The organism is Brotomerdimonas butyrica (assembly GCF_025567305.1).
GTDB lineage: Bacteria > Bacillota > Clostridia > Peptostreptococcales > Anaerovoracaceae > Lentihominibacter > Lentihominibacter butyricus.
The window spans coordinates 18,934-41,275 of record NZ_JAOQJP010000010.1 but is presented as its reverse complement, the minus strand read 5'-3'; the positions used below and the strand labels follow the sequence as shown (position 1 = coordinate 41,275).

The 22,342-nt window shown below is 38.5% G+C and carries 15 protein-coding genes; 2 read left to right on the top strand and 13 right to left on the bottom strand.

The window, feature by feature from the left end; all coding sequences use genetic code 11:
• Positions 1-59 precede the first annotated feature (59 nt).
• Positions 60-1,205, top strand: coding sequence for a hypothetical protein (locus OCV59_RS08045; RefSeq protein WP_147593979.1), 1,146 nt, complete (start codon positions 60-62; stop codon positions 1,203-1,205).
• Positions 1,171-1,737: a hypothetical protein gene (locus OCV59_RS08040; RefSeq protein ID WP_262584226.1), complete on the top strand. Its 567-nt coding sequence runs from the start codon at positions 1,171-1,173 to the stop codon at positions 1,735-1,737. The genes OCV59_RS08045 and OCV59_RS08040 overlap by 35 nt, the downstream gene beginning before the upstream one ends.
• A gap of 135 nt (positions 1,738-1,872) precedes the next feature.
• Here the strand turns inward: OCV59_RS08040 and OCV59_RS08035 are convergent, their stop codons facing one another.
• The 13 genes from OCV59_RS08035 to OCV59_RS07975 all read right to left on the bottom strand — a co-directional run bounded on the left by OCV59_RS08035 (position 1,873) and on the right by OCV59_RS07975 (position 22,333).
• A complete protein-coding gene (locus tag OCV59_RS08035; protein WP_147593977.1) occupies positions 1,873-2,967 on the bottom strand; it encodes a KamA family radical SAM protein in 1,095 nt (364 codons plus the stop codon).
• A gap of 307 nt (positions 2,968-3,274) precedes the next feature.
• Positions 3,275-4,363 (bottom strand): zinc metalloprotease, encoded by a 1,089-nt coding sequence (locus tag OCV59_RS08030; RefSeq protein ID WP_147593976.1) that lies wholly within the window; start codon positions 4,361-4,363, stop codon positions 3,275-3,277.
• Positions 4,364-4,485: 122 nt separating this feature from the next.
• Positions 4,486-5,601, bottom strand: coding sequence for a toll/interleukin-1 receptor domain-containing protein (locus OCV59_RS08025; RefSeq protein ID WP_147593975.1), 1,116 nt, complete (start codon positions 5,599-5,601; stop codon positions 4,486-4,488).
• A 24-nt stretch (positions 5,602-5,625) separates the two neighbouring features.
• Positions 5,626-7,584 (bottom strand): glycerophosphodiester phosphodiesterase family protein, encoded by a 1,959-nt coding sequence (locus OCV59_RS08020; protein WP_147593974.1) that lies wholly within the window; start codon positions 7,582-7,584, stop codon positions 5,626-5,628.
• A gap of 76 nt (positions 7,585-7,660) precedes the next feature.
• On the bottom strand, positions 7,661-9,505 hold the full coding sequence (locus tag OCV59_RS08015; RefSeq protein WP_147593973.1) for a hypothetical protein: 1,845 nt from the start codon (positions 9,503-9,505) through the stop codon (positions 7,661-7,663).
• 17 nt (positions 9,506-9,522) lie between these two features.
• Entirely contained in the window at positions 9,523-11,040 is a 1,518-nt protein-coding gene (locus OCV59_RS08010) for a DUF6273 domain-containing protein (protein ID WP_147593972.1), read from the bottom strand.
• A 71-nt stretch (positions 11,041-11,111) separates the two neighbouring features.
• Positions 11,112-11,408 (bottom strand): RyR domain-containing protein, encoded by a 297-nt coding sequence (locus OCV59_RS08005; RefSeq protein ID WP_147593971.1) that lies wholly within the window; start codon positions 11,406-11,408, stop codon positions 11,112-11,114.
• A 52-nt stretch (positions 11,409-11,460) separates the two neighbouring features.
• Positions 11,461-12,483, bottom strand: coding sequence for a DUF6273 domain-containing protein (locus OCV59_RS08000; RefSeq protein WP_147593970.1), 1,023 nt, complete (start codon positions 12,481-12,483; stop codon positions 11,461-11,463).
• 66 nt (positions 12,484-12,549) lie between these two features.
• Positions 12,550-14,076, bottom strand: a complete 1,527-nt coding sequence (locus tag OCV59_RS07995; RefSeq protein ID WP_147593969.1) for a DUF6273 domain-containing protein — start codon at positions 14,074-14,076, stop codon at positions 12,550-12,552.
• A gap of 122 nt (positions 14,077-14,198) precedes the next feature.
• On the bottom strand, positions 14,199-15,821 hold the full coding sequence (locus OCV59_RS07990; RefSeq protein WP_147593968.1) for a cupin domain-containing protein: 1,623 nt from the start codon (positions 15,819-15,821) through the stop codon (positions 14,199-14,201).
• Positions 15,822-15,974: 153 nt separating this feature from the next.
• Complete coding sequence (locus OCV59_RS07985; protein WP_262584225.1) at positions 15,975-17,483, bottom strand: HNH endonuclease; 1,509 nt, start codon at positions 17,481-17,483, stop codon at positions 15,975-15,977.
• 11 nt (positions 17,484-17,494) lie between these two features.
• Positions 17,495-19,192, bottom strand: coding sequence for an Ig-like domain-containing protein (locus tag OCV59_RS07980; protein ID WP_147593966.1), 1,698 nt, complete (start codon positions 19,190-19,192; stop codon positions 17,495-17,497).
• 6 nt (positions 19,193-19,198) lie between these two features.
• Entirely contained in the window at positions 19,199-22,333 is a 3,135-nt protein-coding gene (locus OCV59_RS07975) for a helicase HerA domain-containing protein (RefSeq protein WP_147593965.1), read from the bottom strand.
• Positions 22,334-22,342 lie beyond the last annotated feature (9 nt).

Below are 22,342 nucleotides of genomic sequence, written 5' to 3'. Positions count from 1 at the left end.
ATGCTCTGCGATGAAAGAAAACAGACACGAAGTTCTAATGAGAAAGGAGTTCAAACGATATGAAAAGATTATTCGCTAAACGGTATATAAAAAACACGCTGGCCGTGCTGCTGATCGCGGCGATGTGCGGCTGTGCGTTTTTCACGATGAAATATGCTCAGTCCCATGTGATCAGCGGTCCTGACACGATCATGACACAGTCATCAGAAGGCAGCAGTCAGCCGTCCGGAAACCAGCAGAGCAACGATCCACAGAGCGGTCAGCCCGGAGGCGATGCTCAGAACGACCAGAACGCAAGCGATCAGAATGGTCAGGGTGATCAGAACGGCCAAGGCGGAACACCTCCTGACATGAACGCTTCAGGATCATCATCGGCACTGCCGATCGGATACTACTTCGTTTTCGGCGCTGAAGGCATCATCCTCGCCGCCGGAGTGATGTATCTGATAATGACACGAGGAGGAAAGAAATCAATAAAGGAGCTAGCTATGAACAGAGATAAGATAACGATATTCATACTGTCAGCAGTACTGCTGGCATCAGCATTCACATTCTCATGCAGCGGCATAACAGGCAGCGTATTCATAAGCAGCGCAGCGGAGACCGGTCAGATGGGAGGCCCCGGCGGCCAGTCAGCAGGTACTGCATCATATTCGGCAGTAAAAGAGATAACATCAGACGAAACCATAAAAGTCGAGACATATAGCTCGGAAAACTCAGACGAGAACGCAGTCCTCGCAACAGGCAGCATCACTGCACAGCTTTCCGATACGACGATAACCAAGACCGGTGATTCAGACGAAGGCGACACCAGCAACTTCTACGGCAATAACTCCGGCATCACTGCAAAAGACGGCGCTGCCCTGACGCTCAAAAATATGAAGATAACTACCGATGCCAGCGGCGCCAACGGAGTATTCAGCTACGGAGGCTCTGCGACTACCAACAATTCTTCCGGCGACGGCACATCAGTCACGATAAGCGATTCTGAGATCACGACTACAGGTGATAATGCAGGCGGCATCATGACGACAGGCGGCGGCACTTACACGACTACAGGTATCGGCTCCCCCTTCCGTATATTCCACGGCCGACATCATCGTAAGCAATGCCAAGCTCGTCGCAAAGGCTTCCGAGGGCATCGTGATCGAAGGAAAGAACTCGGTTACTTTGAACGACTGCACTCTCACGGACAGCAACACTGAACTGAACGGACAGTCGACTACTTACAAGAATATATTCCTCTACCAGTCGATGAGCGGCGATGCCGCCGACGGCAATGCGGAATTCACGGCAGCAGACAGCAAGATAACGACGAAAAAAGGCTACACGCTGTACGTGACAAACACGACAGCGACTATCAACCTGGAAAACAACACTATAAAGAACACAGACAGCGAAGGCAACTTCCTCAGAGCCCAGGCCGATTCATGGGGAAATTCGGGATCAAACGACGGTGACGTCACCCTAGTGATGACAAAGCAGAAGGCCACTGGCAAAATCGTGAGCGACTCGATCTCGACTCTCGATATGACCATGAAATCCGGCTCATACTACGAAGGAACGATCAACGGCGACAACAGCGGCAAATCGATAAAGCTGACGCTCGACAAGAAATCCAAGATCAAGCTCACCGGCGACAGCTATGTTACTAGCCTTGACGACGCTGACACAGACTACAGCAACATCGACTTCAACGGATATACACTGTATGTTGACGGTGAAGCGATAAACTAAATATAGCAGACGCAACCTCAAAAAAATGCAAGCGCCGATAAGCGCCAAATCAAATAGCCTGCTATGGTATTTTGATCTTACCATAGCAGGCTAGCGCAAATGTCATCAATTAAGATGGTCAAACCGAGCATGGACTTATAGCCAGCATTGATTTTCATTGATCTGCTGAACGAAAATGCGTCCTTGATTTTCTTCATCTTTAGTCTGATGATATTTGAAAATCATATTATTTTCATTTAATGCTCCCAGGATTTCTATCTTTCCTGTAATGTGCGACATAACAAAGCGAAAACATTTTCCCATCCCGCTCTGCATATTTTTTGCAGCCTCAGTGATCTCATATCCTTTTCTCAATGGTATCTGAAAATGATTCATGACACCTGTCACCGGGCGACACTGGAAAACATAATAAGGGATCACGCCTATAGCTGTAAGCTTCTTTATCAGATTACCCAGAATATAGCTGTCATCATTTATTCCTTTAAGAAGCACTGTCTGGTTCTTGACCAGTATATTTATATCTAACAGTTGCTCGACTGCTTCCGCGGACTGTTGAGTGATTTCTCGTGGATGATTGAATTGTGTCACTATGTTTATTATCTTTTTCTTATTATATTTACATAAAATATCTCTGAGTTCCAGATCTGCTGTTATTCTCTGCGGGAATACAACCGGTATTCTGGTCCCAAACCGTATCAGATCCAGGTGAGGTATGGCACTAAGTTCCTTAAGATATTCCTCTATGAGTTCATTGCTGTTCATAAAAGCATCACCGCCACTGATCAAGACATTTGATATTTCCGTATGCTCATTGAGATAGTCAACGATAGCTTTAAGTTCTTTTGAAGTTTCTTTTTCCGATATCCCTACCATTCTTCGCCTGAAACAATGCCTGCAATACATCGCACATCGGTTATTAGACAATATCAGCGCCGTTGCTTTATACTTATGCTGCAGTCCCGGTAAAACCGTATTATCCTTTTCACCACTGGTGTCAAAGCTTCCAACGGTATCTAACTCTTCCACCGAAGGTATGCAGAGCTTTCGTATAGGATCTGCTTCATCATCTATGTCTATCAAAGAAAAATAATACGGATTTACAAACATCGGATACATTTCCTGTATTTTTTTCAACATTTCCGTTTCTTTATCAGAAAACCCAAACAATGTTTTTACCTGTTGAATATCCGTACATCCTTGAACTAAGTTTTTTTCCAATCCTCTATCCATTTACATCACCTGCCAAATACTTTTTATTACTTTATATCATTCCTCGCTTTTCAACACCGGCTTCTTCCGGAATTTCCATGTTTTTTGATGCTGTACCGGAAAGCCTTTTCGATACGCAGCACTATATTTTATATATTAATATACCATAAAAAAATATATTGTAAATAATCATTTGTTTATAATTTTCGTAATATTTTGTCGCTTTATTTTTGTAGATAATATGACAGCAACTGTTTTCAGCCTGGTCGAGACTGCAAAAGCCAGCAGTCTTGATCCATTCAAATACTTTCTCCTTCCATTTGCATCATCAGTTTCCATTCCCCAGCGCCTTTGATATTTCCTTAAACTTTCCGTTTTTCTGATATTCCTGTATTTTATTTTCACTAAATGACAATACAACCATTTCGACATCATTATTGCTTATCACACCATGGTGATTGCACATTACAAGATTATATGTTTTGCCAGAAACATGATATGCATCGATTTCACTATATCTCCCTTTATCTATGCCATTTAAATCAAGGCTGTCATACGCATATAAATCACCCAGACCCAAAACATGACCAAACTCATGTTTTGCAATATCCTGTATTTCATCATAGTCATTTAATCTTACATCTCGGTTACGTATATAAATAGCCTTTCGAGAAGTTACCGACCATTTTCTAGCACCTGTAAATGCAAAACCTTCTGAGTTATCCAGTAAATTTTTGCCTTTTTTAGAACTTAGCTTTGATGCAATATCAACAGTGTCATCACTAATCGAGAATATATAAACATTGTCATAAGCATTGTTCTTATCTGTTATCTCAATTTCAACAGCTAATTTCTGACCGCCAAAAACTTCATACATGCCCGCCCATTGTCTGAATCCGTCTAACACACTCTTTTCAAACTTTTTCTCATCTTCTACAGAATCATCCAAGTGTATAAAAATCGGATTCAAAGAAAGGTGCAGATAATTCATACCATCTTTATAGGTCAGTACAGCATCTACCGGCGTACGTATCCCTGTACGATTTATTATGATCTGCTTCCCTTCAAAATCAACCAGCGGACCTTCATTTACATTTTTTGTATTCAACGGAATATTCTTTTGATACCTATAGTAGCAAATCTGATTCAACATCAATTTAGCATTCATATTTCCCATACTTGCAGATTCAAAAAGAAAGTTCATTCCAGTCTCTTCCCTATCAAAGCCTTCTTTTAAATTAATAATTCCTTCTAGTACAAGTTTGCCTGTCAAAAACAATGCTTCATCATCGCCCTGCTCTACAAGTTCCATCAGCAGGCCTATGCCATGTACTCGCGTTTCGTTATCAAATCCTGATCCCAAAATATACATCTTCGCACGTTCTAATTTGTCTAATACATCTTTTGTTTTTTCCATTTTTTCTTTTTCCTTTAATTCTTTATCTTACCCTATATATTTAGGTAACATATTACACCTTGTGTGATAATTCAAAAATTATTTATCACACGTTTCCTTTTTGCAATTTTTATTCAAATATACTATTTCATCTTAACATATACCGCAGGCCTCACTGCGATATTAGATTGCCTGCCATCCAATCCGCTTTCTTTAATTATGCCTGATTTAGATACAAAAGGATAATTTCTTGGATAACGCTTGTCCTGACATAACCACCAAGCATACTTTCCAAGACCTTTTGTCACACCTGTTTTAATTTGAGCACATTGATTCGAATATTCACGAGCTTCATTCACAGTCAGTAAAAACGGATATCTATCCATACTGTTTTCACTCCCATTTTTCGATACAATGAAATTTTTCTCCAGTGCAGTAAAGCGCTTCATAAACTCAGTTTTCAGCCATTCATCTATGCCTTCATAAACTCCTACCTTTGCTGATGACTCCAATAACAGCAATGCGACGCCTTTCTTTACATCAATTACTATCCATTTCATTTTGACCGCTTCATCCGAATCTATTGCATCGACCCGCTTCGGTAATTCTCCAAAATCAACGATATCTCCAACCTTTGCTTCTGTAATCGGACTCTGCACTGATTTTTGAACTTTATTTACATCTATAAGTTCAAGAAGACTCCTTATATCATCTGTTTTGTCTAGTGCTTGCCGTTCTTGATTTTCCCTGGCCATTATAACATCTTCGTTTTGTCGCACATCACTGCAAACTGTCCCGGCATAGCCGCAATCTGAACATCCAAGTAACTCTTTTATACCCGCAAGAATCCGAATAAATTCCGGTACATCGGCACGGATTTCCGGAACAGCAACAATTTGACTGCTGCCAATATAAAACTTGAACCCTGAATTTAACTTCAGGTCTTCTAACTGCATTGGAAGTATCGGTTTTTTATATGTAATTGCTCTTTCTATTTCTCTCTCGACAAATTGAGACAGCTGTGATGCATTTGTAAGTAACAGCAGTACGCATGAACAATTCTCTAATGCATCATTGATCACATATGCATATCTGCTGCCTGCCGGAATATCATATGGTGCCATCCAGCAGGAAATGTTATTTTCCTTAAGCAAAAGACGAACCGAGTCCGCCATCTGCTGATTTACTGAACTATAGCTAATAAAAACATAATTCCCCTTGTTTACATCAACACTATCAATAGATGTTTTCTTGTTCATTGTTCTGCCTCCTTCGAAGTAATCTTATATATAGGATTCCGCTCCTTCTATGATAATATTGTTACAGAATCTTTCTGCATACTGCTGCATATTCTTGTCTTTAACAGTCCACCCAATCAAAGGAATTCCATGCTTTTTACATTCGGCCTCTATTTCTTCATTTTCCACATCCTCTATAGCATATGTCATGAAGTCCGGGATAACGTCATCAAAATATTTCTTTTCTTTGTGATGTTTTTTGACTTCGCTTGGAACCCCACTATATCTACCTTTTGAAAAATCCAGAGATATCTGTCCAATCGGAATCATGCAATTCTTTTTCCTTATCATTTTCAAAATACATGAATTGGCTGAATGAATTGCTATTCTCCCGCTAGAGTTTATAGAAATATGTTGTCGTATATATTTCTGCACAATCTCTACCAAACGATTTACAAGCCCGACATTCTGCTTACTAGTCTCTTCATAATCATCTGATTTAACTTCCAGAAGAACTGGTATACGTCCATGAATGTAATCTAGAAATTCATTAAGAAACATAATCTGCCTTGCCGAAATGTATCCTTTTGACTCTATTTTCTCTCTAAGCTCCAACCATGTCATGTTAGATACTTCACCTTCTCTGCAGCCCATCCATTCCGCAAGTTGCTCTTTTCGCCCCACAACAATTTTATGATCTTTTAAAACAATAAGGTCAACTTCTATAGTCGCTTTATTTTGAATACATAATGAAAAAGCATCTCGTGTATGCGGCAGTACATCTTTTGTTATTTGTGCCCTGTGTATTATCCTTTTATCTGACAGCCAACTTACGTCTGGATGTCCCTGATACATATAAGAATTTTCCTGAGCAATTCTGAAAAAGTTGAACTTAAAGAAAGAATAAAGCTCTTTTGTTTCAGGATTATTTTCCATCAGATAAAATGATGGCCTATATTTATCTTCTCCCGGCAAAGGTGCATACAGATCTATTTTCATGTGGTTATTCTCGGGATTCTCATGCTCTGTAATCATCATTCCGTACGGCAACGCAATATCAGTCAGATAAACATTCATTTGCGTCCCCAGTGTATCCACTTTCTTCAAATCATAAAACTTGTTAAGATTTCTGATTATAATCTCACTTCTATCAACTGACATACCACTGGGATACATCTTATATAATTCTGCATCTATTGCCGCTGCTGAATATGGATTAGTCAAAACAGCTTCAATCTGCACATCTCCGGATAATAAGCGAGACTGAAAGCCTTTGGTAAAATATCTGCCTGAATTATATACTCTGGCCACCGAACTTCCTACAAGAAAACTTGTTGCCGCAAAATTCATCAGCATCACTTTTTTTACATCATACATTCTTTCATAAAAGGGATAATCTGTCAGACTTTCTGTATCTCGCTTGAATTCAAGTCTAACATTTGGAGCTTTCATAAATTCCTTCACAGAACGTATACGATAATTATTTTTTATCAGCTGTTCACCAACAAGCTGCACTGTTTTCTGTTCATTATTTTTATCGTATTTGATCAGCTTACAGTGGATTAATCTATCTGCATCTTTTTTAAAACATAAGTTTATATTCCTTATCTTTTCAAGTTCAGCTTGTTTATCAAAACTTTCAAGCTCTACTACTACAAAATGCATATAAGGATTTTTTAGAGCTTCTGTAATTTCCATATATGTGATTGAATGTTTTCCCTGCCGCCTAAAATCGCTGAAGAATGTTTTATTCAAAGGAATAACAAAACATTCCACATGTTCCATCACCCTCGGAATAGTCATTTTATAATTTTCTGCTATCTCCTCCTCCGGTGAAAAATAGACATTTCCATACTTTTCTTCAAAAAAAGGATCCGAGATTAAATAATCATATAGCTTTCCCGCAAACTTTTTCCCTATAGTGTTTCCTTCCCCTTGAGACTCACCTCTGTAGCTGATAAAAATCCTATATTTCTTCTCCATATTTACAGCAGTATTTGTCACCCTAGACTCCTTTCCACGTTTAGTGCATTACTTTATTATCACAGTTCTATTGGATTGCATAAACAATTTTTTAATGTTATTGTTTTTCACAGCTTCCAGCTACTGCCGCCCGATCCTTTGGTATTTCTTCTTCTGATAATTCGTCATAACTTTTAAGGTCGTTATGCATTTTACCTAAATCATTACGGTATGGTGAATAAATGAATCCCTCTGTACGCATATATGCATTCCACCTACGATGCTCAAGCTCAGCAACCAGTTCTTCTTTATCAGGTTTCAACCGTCCCTGATCATCTATGATATCTAATATATTTTTTTTTAGCTCATTATGTATTGCTGTGGATATAGAAGAATTATAATAATATTCATACTCACTGAACTCTTTTTTCTTCTGTTTATTCTTTTCCGCACCATAGCTCGTATCATCTTCTTCATTTCCTTGATACCACTCACCATTCATATGTATTCCCAAAGCTTTCTTCTCCAGATCTGTTGTCTTTACTGAATCAATTGAGTACATTTTATTTAATGCTCCTATAAACTGGATTTTATATTTTTCTCCCTTGTAATGCTTGACATTTTCCAGCCTGCTACTGATAACGCTGTTTTTTACTACTGTCGTAATATGAGGTTTTTCATTGAATTTCTGCAACATTAAAATCCTTAAACGAACAGAGGCATTCACATTCTCACTATCGTCTCCCAAAGCAATAAATATAAAAGTGGGACAGTTTATATTTTTAACTTTTTTATCAAATGTTCCCGTATATATATCTACACCGGAATGAATATTTATATTGTACTCCGCCTCTCCTTTAATACGCTTGCCATTGTATTTTTTACTAAGCAGTTCAGGACACTCTGCCGCTATTCTGTCTTCTGCAGATTTATCCTTGTCAAAAGCATCTATGTATACATGATATCCCTCCATCTGACAAAACCAAGTCAAAGCCTTTAACATTTCTTTTCCATACCCTCCTAATCCGGCGATTAGTATATGGATATTCTTATCTCTGCCCCTGCTGGATATCGCAGAATCAAATATATATTTCTTCCCATATTCATACAGGTACTCGTTTATAAGCGACCTGCATCCATTGATCCTCCGAACTTTTACCTTTCCTTTATCCATATCCGCCAGTAAAAGCTCTCCTTCACGTTTTGTTGTAAAGACATACAGCTCTGTATTCTCCCTATTTCGAAACTCGTTTATAAGACTCATAGCCTGACGTATATTTTCTGTTTCATCATAACCTATGGCAAAGAAAGCAATCATATTTTTCCTGCTGTGTCTCCAATAATTGACCAGTCCAATATCTTTCTTGAACAAAATACTTCGCATTTCTCTTGCTTTCTGCACTAATTCATATGATATCTCTTCATTCTTTTCAAAAACGTCAGTATAAATTATTCTAGCTCTGGGATCTTTTTCTATAACACTTTCTGCAAGAACTATTGATTCATCATTCAGTTCTGAAAATACATATATATCTCTAAAATATGAGAAAAAATACGATATATATGCATGTGCATTTTTTATAAGAGACAACGCTGCACTGAATGTCAATAGCGGCGCCAGAACAAAAATAACTGCTGCCAGTATTGTATACGGAGCGGCTATGCCACCCACATTGCCAGTGATATTATTATCTATGATATCGAACTCACCATCGACAATAAACAGTCTGATTGCATTATGTATAGATATCAGAAAAGTTTTAATCCACGATAATGAATCTCCCTGAAAGATTCGTGAATAAATCGGTATAAAAAGAGTTGATGCCGATATAAATACGCTCACTATAAGTATATTCAGGGATTTGAATCTTACATTTCGGACTCTATATCTTGAAAGAAGTGTAGCAACAATGCCACTAATAAATACAAGCATTGAAATCCAATAACAAGTTATATACAACATCTGTTTCTCCTTCTTTTTTATAAATTATCTTCACTCCCATCACTGCTGACCGTGCCTGCGTAGCTGTATAGGTCAGAGTATGAGAGATCAAGATGCAAAGCGGGACGCACGGCATAAGTACCATTGTAAACAAAACTACCAGTATAGTGGACGTGTCCGTCAAAACGAACATAGACAGCATCCATACTATGCCAGCCCGGCGACCGGAGCCACCAAGTACAGTTGTTGCCATACGCTCCCATTGCCCTCGCATATGTGCTACTTTTACATCTGCGTGCCTCATCATGCGTACTACTACTTTTGACAAATCCATATGAAATAGCTCTACCTGAGTTGTAAACCTCGTTCTCAGACAAAAGGAATATTTTATCGCGGGTGTTATTGCAGCCCTCAGTACCAAGATTTATATTGTCATCATTTACCACTTCTGTGGTTTTTATTGCATTGCGCTCACTTGATATAAATGCCACATTTATGAAGTTTTTGTTGCTGTAATCTGTTCCATACGTGTTCACGTAAGAATAATACCCGTTGAGCCAGCTCCTCATCGTGCTTTTTTCCCATTTGACAGATGTCCTTGAAGTGTTATATCGTTGGTCATCAAGAGATTTGTCTGCCAGCAGAAAAGCATCAGTTCCATTAACATCAAGCACACGCCATTTGATTGGTTCATACTTGAAATACCGAACGGTATCATCACCCCATTCATAATAGCTGTTGATTCCTGGTATGACTATTTCAGAAGCTGCATCTGTCTTACTGAGACGCTTGTATTTCACTCCGTCTACAATAGCATCCCCATTTCTGTCATATACTGCACAGGTTATTTTTTTCCACAGCACACTGCTGACAACAGCATACAGATTATCATTTGATTCCAATTCACTGATACGCCTGGTATTCGTTTCACATACAACCTCTGACTGAGGATAACTGCCGAACCATATACAGTCCCAGGTTACCTTCTGTCCAGATTCCATTGATGCATCTTCTACAATTCTAGGATTACTGTACCTCGACACTGTTTCAGTTTTTTTATTGCCCCCTGCATTTTGAACAGTGGCAGTTTCATTTGCTGCCGAAAGCTGTGTTTTTTTCTTCAGTGTATCAGTTCGACCGGTAAATGCAGCTATTCCCTGCAGTGCTCTTTGGAAATTCTCATCATCTTCGTTTATTTTGGGTGTTGCGATTATCTGCTGGTTACCCAGATAGAACTGATATCCTGAGTTTAAAACAACTCTCTCCAATTCCATTGTAATTATAGGCTTTCCATTTGCCACAGCACGCTCAACCTCTTTTTCCACAAAAATAGACTCCTGTGAGGCATTGGTAAACAGCAAAACAAGACAAGCCGCATCTTTAATGGCATCATTTATAACATATGCGTATTTTGTTCCTGCAGGTATGTCATATGGCGCCATCCAGCAGGAAATATCATTATTTAAAAAAATGCTTCTTATCGCATTTGCTTTTTCCTGATCTTTTGAACTATAGCTTATAAATGCATATCCCATATCAACATCGTTCCTTCCCATTCTGCTTTATTCATCTACAATCAAATCCATGCAAAGAAAGCTCTCGTAAAACATCTATTTCACACCCGTAGCTAATAAGATTTTCTTATCTCATACCCAAGCTTTACAATAAGTTTCAATGTTTCCAATGCTGTGTTGCGATCGTACTCTTTTTCATCCTCAGGCAACTCATTGTAGGCTACCATCTGTGGAGTAGTTTTCTTTTCAATATCCTTAACCGGACCATATGTCCATCCTTCTGCAATGCGCCCGACCGCCCAAACATCATGGACATTTTCTGCAATCTTCTCAGTAAGTGACAGTAATTCTTCCGGAAGAACAACATCTGAAGTATCGACCGGAATCGGATTATACTTATTTTCTGACATAAAGACTCCTTTCTGTGTCAAGCATTTAGCCATTATATTCCTGATTAGCTTTTTACAAATTATCTTCACTCCAAAAATTGCATACGGTACCCGCATAGCTGTAGAAATCAGAACACGACAGATCAAGATGCAAAGCAGGTCGTATTGCAACGCCACTACAGTCGACATAAAACGCATCATATACACCTCCGTCATAATTGACAAATGCAGTATGATCAGTAATGCCCTGTGAACGGAGCCACCACCAGTAATACCCTACGCCAAAGTCCTCTTCATCACCATACATTGCTGTTACGAATGCACTGCCTTCACAGGCGCGGGCATAAGATGTATCGCAGAACTCTTCAAACCCGTATGAAACGGCTGTATCAGAGTTGCAAACTTCATTTTCCGATAGCAGAAATATCTTATCCCCGGTATGATCAGTATCATTAATCACTTTTGTAGTTTTTATCGCACTACATTCGCCGGATGTGAATGCATGGTTTATAAAATTCAGTTTTGTATAATCCTCAGCATTGCCATTGAAAGAGCTGTCATATCCATTAAGCCAGCTCCTCATGGTGCATGTCTCCCATGTCACACTTTCTCTTGTCATGTGATAGCGCTGAGCGTCTACAGCCTTTTCCGACAACAACAAAGCATCATTCCCATTGACATTCAGTATGCGCCATTTAATGGGCTCGTACATGAAATACTGGTCAGTATCTTTACCATCTCCAATACAATTGTTGTCTCCATCTTCCAAACCATTGATGTCAACCGTTCTTAAACGTCTGTACTTAATACCATCCACAACAGCATCACCGCTCTCGTCATATGCGGCACCGATTATCTTATTCCACTGCGCACTGCTGACAGTAACATACTGTTTATCATAATCACTGTCGTTCAGTTCATTAATACGCAAGGTATCTGTTTCGCATACAACTTCGGACTGAGGGTAATTTCCGAACCATATGCAGTCCCAGGTCACTCTCTGTCCTGAATCGATTGATGCATCTTCTACGATCCTAGGACTCTTCAGAGCAGGCATTACTTCAAGTTTCTCATGTTTCATCTTATTCTTATCCATTACATTCTCCTTCGTGTATTTCTCTAACTGATTTTGAAAACTCTTATTACTAGTTTTATTGCTTTTTTATAAATTATCTTCACTCCCATCACTGCTGACCGTCCCTGCGTAGCTGTATAGGTCAGAGTATGAGAGATCAAGATGCAAAGCGGGACGCACGGCGAGATCCGTAGCGTAGGCAAAGGGATTAAAGCGGTCATGAATGTAGCCGTCATAGTCAACGTAAGCAGCAATATGGCTAGAGGCGCCAGGCGACCGGAGCCACCAAGTACAATTGCTACCATACGCTCCCATTGCCTTTACATATGTGCTGCTTTTGCATCTGCGTGCCTCATCATATGTACTGCTACTTTTGACAAATCCATATGAAATAGCTGTACTTGAATTGTAAACCTCGTTCTCCGACAAAAGGAATATTTTATCGCTGGTATTATTGCCGCCCTCTGTACCATAACTTATATTGTCATCATTTACCACTTCTGTGGTTTTTATTGCACTACGCTCGCTCGATGTGAATGCATAGTTTATAAAATTGAGATTAGTATAATCCCTGCTACTGCTATTGTACAAACTGTCATATCCATTGAGCCAGCTCCTCATGGTACATGTCTCCCATGTCACACTTGCATCTGTGTTACTATATTTCTGGTCATCCAAAGCCTTATCTGCAATCAGCAAAGCATTAGTTCCATTAATATCAAGTACACGCCATTTGATTGGTTCATACTTGAAATACCGAACGGTATCATCACCCCATTCATAATAGGTGCTACCTTCGGATGTGTCATAAACTGCATCTGTCTTACTGAGACGTTTGTATTTTACTCCGTCTACAATAGTCTCATCATTTCTGTCGTATGCTGCACCGGTTATTTTCTTCCACAGCACACTGCTGACAACAGCATACTGATTATCATATACGTCACTTGATTCCAATTCAATAACGCGCCTCCCACTACTCATTCCGCCCAGCACCTCCGACTGAGGATAGCTGCCGAACCATATACAGTCCCAGGTTACCTTCTGTCCAGATTTCATTGATGCATCTTCTACAATTCTAGGATTACTGCACCTCGACACTGTTTCATGTTTTTTATTGCCCCCTGCGTTTTGAACGGTGGCAGTTTCGTTTGCTGCCGAAAACTGTGTTTTTTCCTTCAGTGTATCAGTCCGACCGGTAAATGCAGCTATTCCCTGCAGTGCTCTTTGAAAATTCTCATCATCTTCATTTATTTTGGGTGTTGCAATTATCTGCTGATTGCCCAGATAAAACTGATATCCTGAGTTTAAAACAACTCTCTCCAATTCCATTGTAATTATAGGCTTTCCGTTTGCCACAGCACGCTCAACCTCTTTTTCTACAAAAATGGACTCCTGTGAGGCATTGGTAAACAGCAAAACAAGACAAGCCGCATCTTTAATAGCATCATTTATAACAAATGCGTATTTTGTTCCTGCAGGTATGTCATATGGCGCCATCCAGCAGGAAATATTATTATTCAAAAAAATGCTTCTTATCGCATTTGCTTTTTCCTGATCTTTTGAACTATAGCTTATAAATGCATATCCCATATCAACATCGTTCCTTCCCATTCTGTTTCATGAATCACATTCCTCCACTCATGCTACAATTCTTATTTCTTATCCGAGTTTTTTTATTCCAGTATCTAAAATCCCTTTCGCCAATCATTTGGCACAGATAATGTCCACTTACTCTATTTATCAGAGTTTCTAAAATCAACTTCATATGATTTTTTCCATTCATCATAATCCACATGATTTTTTTCAGGCAGTTTATAGATTTCTACTTTATCTTTCCCATCAGGAGCCTTTGCAAAGAAAATTTTTGTACCGGCTTTATTTTTCGTAAAGTGTTTTGTCCACGGCGGGATAAAAACAAAATCACCTTTTCTAGCGATATATTGTTTTCCGCTTCCTAAATCCAGTATTTTCTGTTCTCCCTGTAAAATAATATAATGCTCTGCTGTTGTTTCATGATAATGCGGCGTATCTACACTAAATTGTTTATAATGTGACATGCCTGTTTCTAAATAGCTGAATTTATTTCTTATATTACCCCTTTCGAATAAACGGCTCCCTGTGAAGTACTGTCTGTACTGCTGTTTTAAACTTTCGGAAATCTGTTCTTTCGTAAAAATATGCACATTTTCTTCCTGGATCGCTATATTAGGATTATAATCATTTGAATGATCCGAAATAGCTCGCAATTGATTTGAAAAGAATTCAAACTCATTATGTTGATATTTATCTGCTATAATCATTGTCCGGTGATGTGCATTTACATCTAGTAAAGGTGAGTACAAATCTATTTTTATATGGTTCAAATGTGTATAACCTTCTTTATATTCCACTTTAAGAATAGAATATGGTAAAGAAAGATCAGTTACTTTACAAATAAAGCCCTGCTTCCATCGCTCCCTAAAAATACCATTCTCTGCATCTGAATCAAAGCACTTATGCAACTTTTGTAAAGAGTCGTAAAATGTATGCTTATTTATATTGCCAATTTTCTGATGTGTGATAGCTTCCCCTGCTGCTTTGGAATTAGGGTCCGTTATAATTAATTCTAAATTAAAATGAATATCTTCATTTAAAAGAAGATTAATTGCATCACTTAATCTTCTTGCAGTACGTCTACTTACATTCGTAACTGCCCCTGGATTTAAAATAGATCCTGCCGTATAACAACACATCGTAATTTTTTTCACTATATAATTCCCGTTTTCATCCACAGATAAAAATCGATTCATATCATCTATATGATGTTCAAAATACTCGCGTGAATACCAAATTCCAGTGTGGCGTCGATTAAAATTATCAATCAAATACATTGCTGGCAATCGATTTTTTAACCAATCATAAACTTCATGAAATATATCATCATCTTTTTCTTTAACAGCCCTAAAATGAGGTCTATTTGCAAACAGTTCGTGCAATTCTGCTTCTGCCCCCAACGGATCATTTCCATACATTAAAACTTTTGCGTCCTGCACTGAAACATCATGCTGCGTCTGAGTCAATGCATAAAAAGCATCAATTTCATAAGAAAGATCATAATGCTCAACCTTATTAATTTTACCGTCCTCATCGCGCGCAATATGATCATTACAGACCAAAAGGAAGGTCTTAGACTGCATTACCGCCAGATAATTCGCCTTATAGGCATCTCCAGGATATCGTGGAAAGAAAAATACACTATACCCTTTTGATTCAAGAAAGTCACACAACTGTTCAGCCTTACTGCAACTCCCATTTGAATCATATGTACCATGATATGCAATAAAAATGTCGTAATTTCTTTCTGCTATTCTACCCATTGATATTCCTCCCTGGATTTCAATAATAAATTTGTTTGCTGATTGTTGAATTTTAAACAGTTTTCTTTCTGAAACCTCAGCAGTAACATATATTCCTGTGCCAGGCTTTCAGTCATATATTTTCCAGGCGTTCTGCTTATCTATCTTCTTCATCTACTGCAAGCCTGATTTTTCTCCCGCGAAAACCTGCTCAATTTCATTCGGAACAGCCTGAACAGTTTTCCAGTCTCCACCTTCATGCCATGTCAAATTTTTTGATTGCATATAAGCTTTAACATCTTGCTGATGAATTCCCATTCGCTCTGCCATTGCATTATTTGCTGCATTCTCTATTCCACCATAAATTCTTATATCAGAACGTTTCAGAGTTATATTGCTATCTATGCTTTTTTCTGCACGCGTTTTTCGCCGTTTCCCATTTTCTTTTAAGAATCTGTTCATATCCTGAGGATCAAAGTTTTGTTCAAAAGGGCTGAGATCCGCTTCTCTATGGGTGTATGAAACTTTATCAGTGCCATACTTTTCCTTCATATGATATTTGAATTCCTTTCCTGTATAGGCTATTTCCTTTTCCTGTGCTTTGTCAAAAATATGCAGGACTGCATCATCACGTACACGACAATCACAATTTCCTTTTTTTTCTGAAACATCCCATTCCACATTTTTTTCTGATGGTAACCTATGCTGCAAAATTCTCAAGTTCAGTATTTCCTGAGGATTCTTTGTTTCTCCCCCTTTTCCCTCTCGAACTGCATCAGTCCTCTTCTCCGGAAGTTCCAAAGTATTCTTAAGTTCAAGCTTTTTTTCAAAATTTTTTGCATGACCCGAAAACATTTGTTTTTTTAAATTCTGATTTTTCTTTTTAATATTTTGATAATCAGGTCCTTTCATAATAGTTGACCGTAAATTATTTTCCGGCAGTTCGTTAACTGAAATAATTCTCTGAGGTCCTGATTTTGACCCTTCTGTAAGGCTCTTATGCAGCACCTGAAAGTCTTTTTCTGTTCCAATTCCTCCCGTATGCGAAAACACTTGATGAATATCACTGGGTATCGCCTCCAAATGCTTCCTGTCACCACATTCATGCCAGGTAAGATTTTTGTCTTTCATATATGCTTGTACATCATTGGGTAATATCCCCAGTGCATCTGCAATTTTCTCATTTGCATTCTTAAAATTAATATCACGATCTACGCTCATACGCTCAACTTCGACATGCCCGTCAATACTCCCTGTTTCGGAGCATCTTCGCCCACTGCCGGTTGAGATCAAAAACTCATTCAGTGACTGTGAATCAAAATTATGTTCAAACGGCCGAAAATCCGCCTCTCTGTAAAAATAATTTACTTTATCCGTACCATACCGTTCCACCATGCTTTGATTGAACTCCGCCCCAGTACAATGGAGATATTCCTGATTCTTTTTATCATATATTTTTAGCGCTGCATCATTTCGAACACGGCAGGCACAATTGCCCTTCTGCTCAGAGTTTTCCCACTCGACTTTATTCTCTGGGATATGCTGTGCAGAAACTTCCCGATGTAGCATATCGCGAAGTTTTCCTCCTGTAAATTCTCCGCCCTGTTCATTATTTGTTTCTTGTACTTTACAAGAGGACTCCACCGCATTATCTAAATCTGCAACATTCCGTTCAATTTTCATACAGATTCCTCCTACCAAAGCAACCATGTCAATACTACAGATGCTGCCATCAATAATATCGCCCAGCTAATATCATTTCTATTTTTAAAAATGGCAATAGCGCCTCCTATCAAAGCGCCCGCCACTGCAAGCAATGAGCAAATCGGTCCTAAGTTAAAAATCCCTGCAATAAATGTAAACACAAAAGAAATTGCAGCAATACTAAGCCATGCATGTGTTTCACGATCTAACGTACTTTTTACTTTTACAGTACATGTGGCAGAACACTCACCTTCAACCGTTCTGCAGGTCAAAACGCATCCATTTTCATTTACTCGCTTTGCATGAATCTTTTCCAAGCCATGATCATAAATGACTACTGCTACTGATTCGTCACTGGAATCCCATTCATACGTCTTATTAGAGCAATTTTCCGGCAGCACTCTGACTGTCACATCAACAGATTCATTGACATAACAATCTATTTCACTTGGAATAATTACAATCTCTGAAGCCTGAGGCAAAACATGAATAACAGCACTAGTACTAATCTGATCGACCCTTGCTGTAATCGTACATTCACCTGCTCCGACAGCCATAATCTTCCCGTCAGAATCTAAATGCAAAACACTGTCATCACTAACTTCCAACTGAACGGAATCTCGATTGTCTGCATCTGAAGGAACAGTCATTAGCTTTATCTCCTGTGTCTGATCTATATGCATAACCATATCCCGTATTTTCAGATGAATTTCTCTAACGGAATCGTCTCGATAAACCCTGATATTTTTCTTCGCAAATGGTATCTTATCCGCTCCCTGATAAAAACTTACCGTTGCTGTTCCTCGACGTCCTGTTATTAGGCTGCCCTCTCTAATATCAACAACTTCAATATTGCTTGAAGTAATATGTATGGATGGCTTCACCCCATTGTCTGGTGTCACTGAATATTGTGGAGTACATCGAGTTCCCATTTTCAGATTCATGACATCTGGCAAATCAACGTCTACTATCGAATCTATTGCCAATGCCATATTAACAGCTTTGATTTCCTCAGTTTTCATATCAGGAATCACTTTATCTATCTTCATTCGAATATTTTTAATAGTCGGCAAAACTCCTAAATATGTAACTAATCTGTTTAATTCTTTAAGCTTATTTTCTATTGGTAAATGCCATATATACTTATCACCACTCCATTCCAGGTGCTCTTCTTCTCCCAGAACTAATATAAATTGCGCCCGACTAGCATTGCTAATCACATTACTTAAAACATCCTCATTTTCCAGAATGCATACCTGCGCCTCCTCCAGCTTTACATTTTCTAAAAAGTCAAATCCCAAGATATTTTCATCAAAAGAAAAAACTTTAACGAATACTTTGCACACCTCTACAGATACATTATATTTCTTTGCAATATTAGAGAGTATTTTATACCTTTCATCAGTCCTCATATTCAAAGGGTACTCTTTGATCTCAATACCATGACAGTCATCACAGTTATTTGCAAGTAAACGCAACATACGAATTTCGAGTTCTTCCCCACTGACTGTGATAGTAAATTCATCATTTAATTCATCTTCCACAGTTGCAAAAAATTCATGTGCCCAATCTAAGAATGAAGTATCAGTGTAATTATTTAATGCACTAAAATGAGCAATCGCATTTCCATCAATTGAAACTGTATTGATCCCTTTATAAAAATTTGTTTTCAGTTCTAAATCTCTCATTTTTAATTACACTTCTCCAAATAGTATTTCAAAAATTTTTTCATACACTGCTGTTTTATTTTTGATACATTGTGCAAGAATTAAGCTATCTATAACATTTTGCATATAATTATCCGGCAGTTCCAAATATGATCTTAATGCATTGTCAAAATGATCTCGCCATGCATATATATACTCTCTGTTTTGTATCTTATCTAATAAATTTCTCTCTTCATTTTTAAAAAGTTCTTCTGCCCCGGAAAGATGTAAAAGCAGTATGCAAAATGTTTGCAAGGACGCATCTTGTTGGACTTTTTCTTCAAACTCCATAATCTGCAATAAATACTCTCTCTTTTTCCACTTTGAGATATCCATTCCCTCTACAATTTGTTTTAGTGGTTCCCGTTCCAGCCACACCGTTTTCGCATCACAATTATCTGCATACTGATCCATCAATTCGATAATTAGTTTTGAATTCAATAGTCTCAACTTTTCATATGAATCGGGTTGAATCATCATTTCATAAGATTCTGTAAATCGATCAATTTGTGTCAAAACGGCTTCCAGCCAGTTATTTTGCATCAATACGGCAACACCTGTTTGCAGCTTAGAAAGTTCTTTTATTTGTTCATCTTTCAAGCCAACCGCACTACCTGCCACATCTGCATCCTCTTTATCCGGCAATCGCATTAAAATTTTAGTATTTGTATTTTTTATAGCTGCACTATCTACTGCCGTTGGAGATTGATCTACGATTATAAATCCTTCTCCATACGTTCTCATTTCTGCGATACTGCTGCAAAGCATTTCCACAGATTTTTGCACTACATTACTCCCTTCCTGACTTGGCTGCACTCGTTTTAGCAGATTATGCGCTTCTTCTAATACCGTAATATGCTGCAACTCACGGTTTGCTCCTTCAGCGTGAGACATACGATATTCCGAAAGCTTCAAGACCAGCAGCCCCATGATCAAAGACTTTGTTTCCGACGAACCCACACGGCTTAAGTCTACAATTGTATTTTGATCAAAAATAAATTCATCAGACAAGTCATATGTATCACAAAATATTTGTCCTGAAATGCCATTTGTTAAAGAATTTACACGTGTCACCAGTGCACCGATATAATCACCCTTTGTCTCCGATGAATATCCTGACTGCTGTATGAGCCGCGGTAATGTATCCATCAAATCATGGAATGTAGGATATTCTACCGGACCATCCTTAACATATACCGAATGTAACAAATCCCATCCTTTATCTATATAGATCTGTTCGATCGCATCCTTTAAAATAGCCGGCATTGCAGCATACATTTCCCAGCAGTTATTAAAAATTTCAATTAAACGATCTAAATGCTCCAATACATGAATGTTTGAAGCAAAACGGAACGGATTCAATTTTAACATCTGACCGATCAACGGATTTGTAGTAAGGACGTTAATTCCTTCTACGCTGCCGAATACGCTTTTATACTCACCTTTTGCCGGTTCCACTACCAAAAAAGGAATCTTTTCTTTCATAAATTTCTCTAGCAGGCAGTACACTGTATTTGATTTTCCACAACCTGTGGATCCTGTAATAAAACAGTGTGATGCAAAACTTTTCATATCTAACTCTACGGGCGTTGCTTCTACTTTTCCCATATGAAAAACCTGCCCCACACGAAAGCTTTTATGGCCGGAGATTTTCTTTTGTACAAAAATATTTCGCCCGAATTCTGCCATATGGCTTACATTCAGACCAGTCACAGATTTCTGAGGCAACCCCATAAATAGAGGAAGCTCTTTTCCGCTGATATAGCTTCCCGGCGTTACGATTTGAGGAAGAAAATCTCCAATCGCTTCCGTTTGAATCATTGGATGCATTCCATATCGTATATATTCCAAAATATCCAGTGCTTTGTCACCATTCCATACGTTAATAAATGAATTTTCTACACCTGTATGATCACCCGCCATCAATGCCTTATATGCATTGGCTGCAACAACAGAAGTCTGAATATCTTCTGCTGCAAAATATGCTGCACATTCCCACAATCCATATGCTTCACAATTTTTCAAACGTTTTAAATTTTCATCAATCTTCTCTCCAATACAACTAATGGATTTGTTATGGAATTCAACTGTCAAGGTGCGAGAATTCCCTGCGGTTTCTGATTCACCGTAATTGGTTCCCGATCCTTCAGATTCAGATGATCCTTCTGTCACTGCTTTTGACCATGAATATCCAGATGAATACCCTTGAGATTCTCCCCAGCTTTTTCCGTGATTTATTCCCATTCCCGGCAAACCAATATTATTGCCTTTATTCGTGCCAAAGCTTATCCCGCGATTTTGACCATAATTCTTCCCAGTAGTATTTGCAATACTGTTATTGATTGAAGCAGAAAAATTTTTAAACATCCCTTTTGAAACAGCTTTACTGTAATTTTCGCCATGAGCTAAAGTTGTTTTCATAAATGGAGACAGCACGCTGTATAATTCCTCATATCCTCTCTTCTTCCATTCAAGTTCCTTCTTCTCCGCCGGTCTGGCAATTAAAATTGCTGTATAGCTTTCCCCCTGCATCGTATCTATGAATTTCTCAAGCCCTTGCACAAACCCCTGTTTTCCTTCCCCACGGAGAGATGGGATCACAGTAACACTAGAAACATTGTTACGCTTTTTTCCCCCGACTTCCTTTTTCTCAGTTCCAAAAGCATCATTCATGATTTCAGAGATGCCCGCACTCCTGATATTTTCCAAGTCACTCCCCGGGAAATTCCCCAAAAAGCTTTTCTCTAAAACCTGCTTAGCAATGGAAGCCCCATTACCCTTGAGTCTGGTCCCCAAATAAATAGATATGCCTTCTCTTTTTCCGCAAACCATTAAAAATGCAGTACTGTTGATGTTTTCCAGCGCACTGTAAACACTGATCAATTTATCATTTATATTCTCATCTTTATCATAAATAAATTTATTTAACTTCAGCAAACGCAACTCACCAGCATGCTGGTCTTCTTCACTAAGCGCTAAAATTTTCTGTTCATTCATATTCAACAAATAATTTTTATTAATAAATCGATCTGCTACGGCCAGCCCGTTTTCAATGGCATCCAATTGCCGCTGTTCTTCTATAGTTACAGTTGATTGTAATCCAGTACTTACTACAGTTTCCATAACGCACCT

Bases quoted from the DNA above. Each gene is read 5' to 3' on its own strand.
- OCV59_RS08045 (WP_147593979.1), top strand. From the start codon at position 60: ATGAAAAGATTATTCGCTAAACGGTATATAAAAAACACGCTGGCCGTG.
- OCV59_RS08035 (WP_147593977.1), bottom strand. From the start codon at position 2,967: ATGGATAGAGGATTGGAAAAAAACTTAGTTCAAGGATGTACGGATATT.
- OCV59_RS08030 (WP_147593976.1), bottom strand. From the start codon at position 4,363: ATGGAAAAAACAAAAGATGTATTAGACAAATTAGAACGTGCGAAGATG.
- OCV59_RS08025 (WP_147593975.1), bottom strand. From the start codon at position 5,601: ATGAACAAGAAAACATCTATTGATAGTGTTGATGTAAACAAGGGGAAT.
- OCV59_RS08015 (WP_147593973.1), bottom strand. From the start codon at position 9,505: ATGTTGTATATAACTTGTTATTGGATTTCAATGCTTGTATTTATTAGT.
- OCV59_RS08010 (WP_147593972.1), bottom strand. From the start codon at position 11,040: ATGGGAAGGAACGATGTTGATATGGGATATGCATTTATAAGCTATAGT.
- OCV59_RS08005 (WP_147593971.1), bottom strand. From the start codon at position 11,408: ATGTCAGAAAATAAGTATAATCCGATTCCGGTCGATACTTCAGATGTT.
- OCV59_RS08000 (WP_147593970.1), bottom strand. From the start codon at position 12,483: ATGGATAAGAATAAGATGAAACATGAGAAACTTGAAGTAATGCCTGCT.
- OCV59_RS07995 (WP_147593969.1), bottom strand. From the start codon at position 14,076: ATGGGAAGGAACGATGTTGATATGGGATATGCATTTATAAGCTATAGT.
- OCV59_RS07990 (WP_147593968.1), bottom strand. From the start codon at position 15,821: ATGGGTAGAATAGCAGAAAGAAATTACGACATTTTTATTGCATATCAT.
- OCV59_RS07985 (WP_262584225.1), bottom strand. From the start codon at position 17,483: ATGAAAATTGAACGGAATGTTGCAGATTTAGATAATGCGGTGGAGTCC.
- OCV59_RS07980 (WP_147593966.1), bottom strand. From the start codon at position 19,192: ATGAGAGATTTAGAACTGAAAACAAATTTTTATAAAGGGATCAATACA.
- OCV59_RS07975 (WP_147593965.1), bottom strand. From the start codon at position 22,333: ATGGAAACTGTAGTAAGTACTGGATTACAATCAACTGTAACTATAGAA.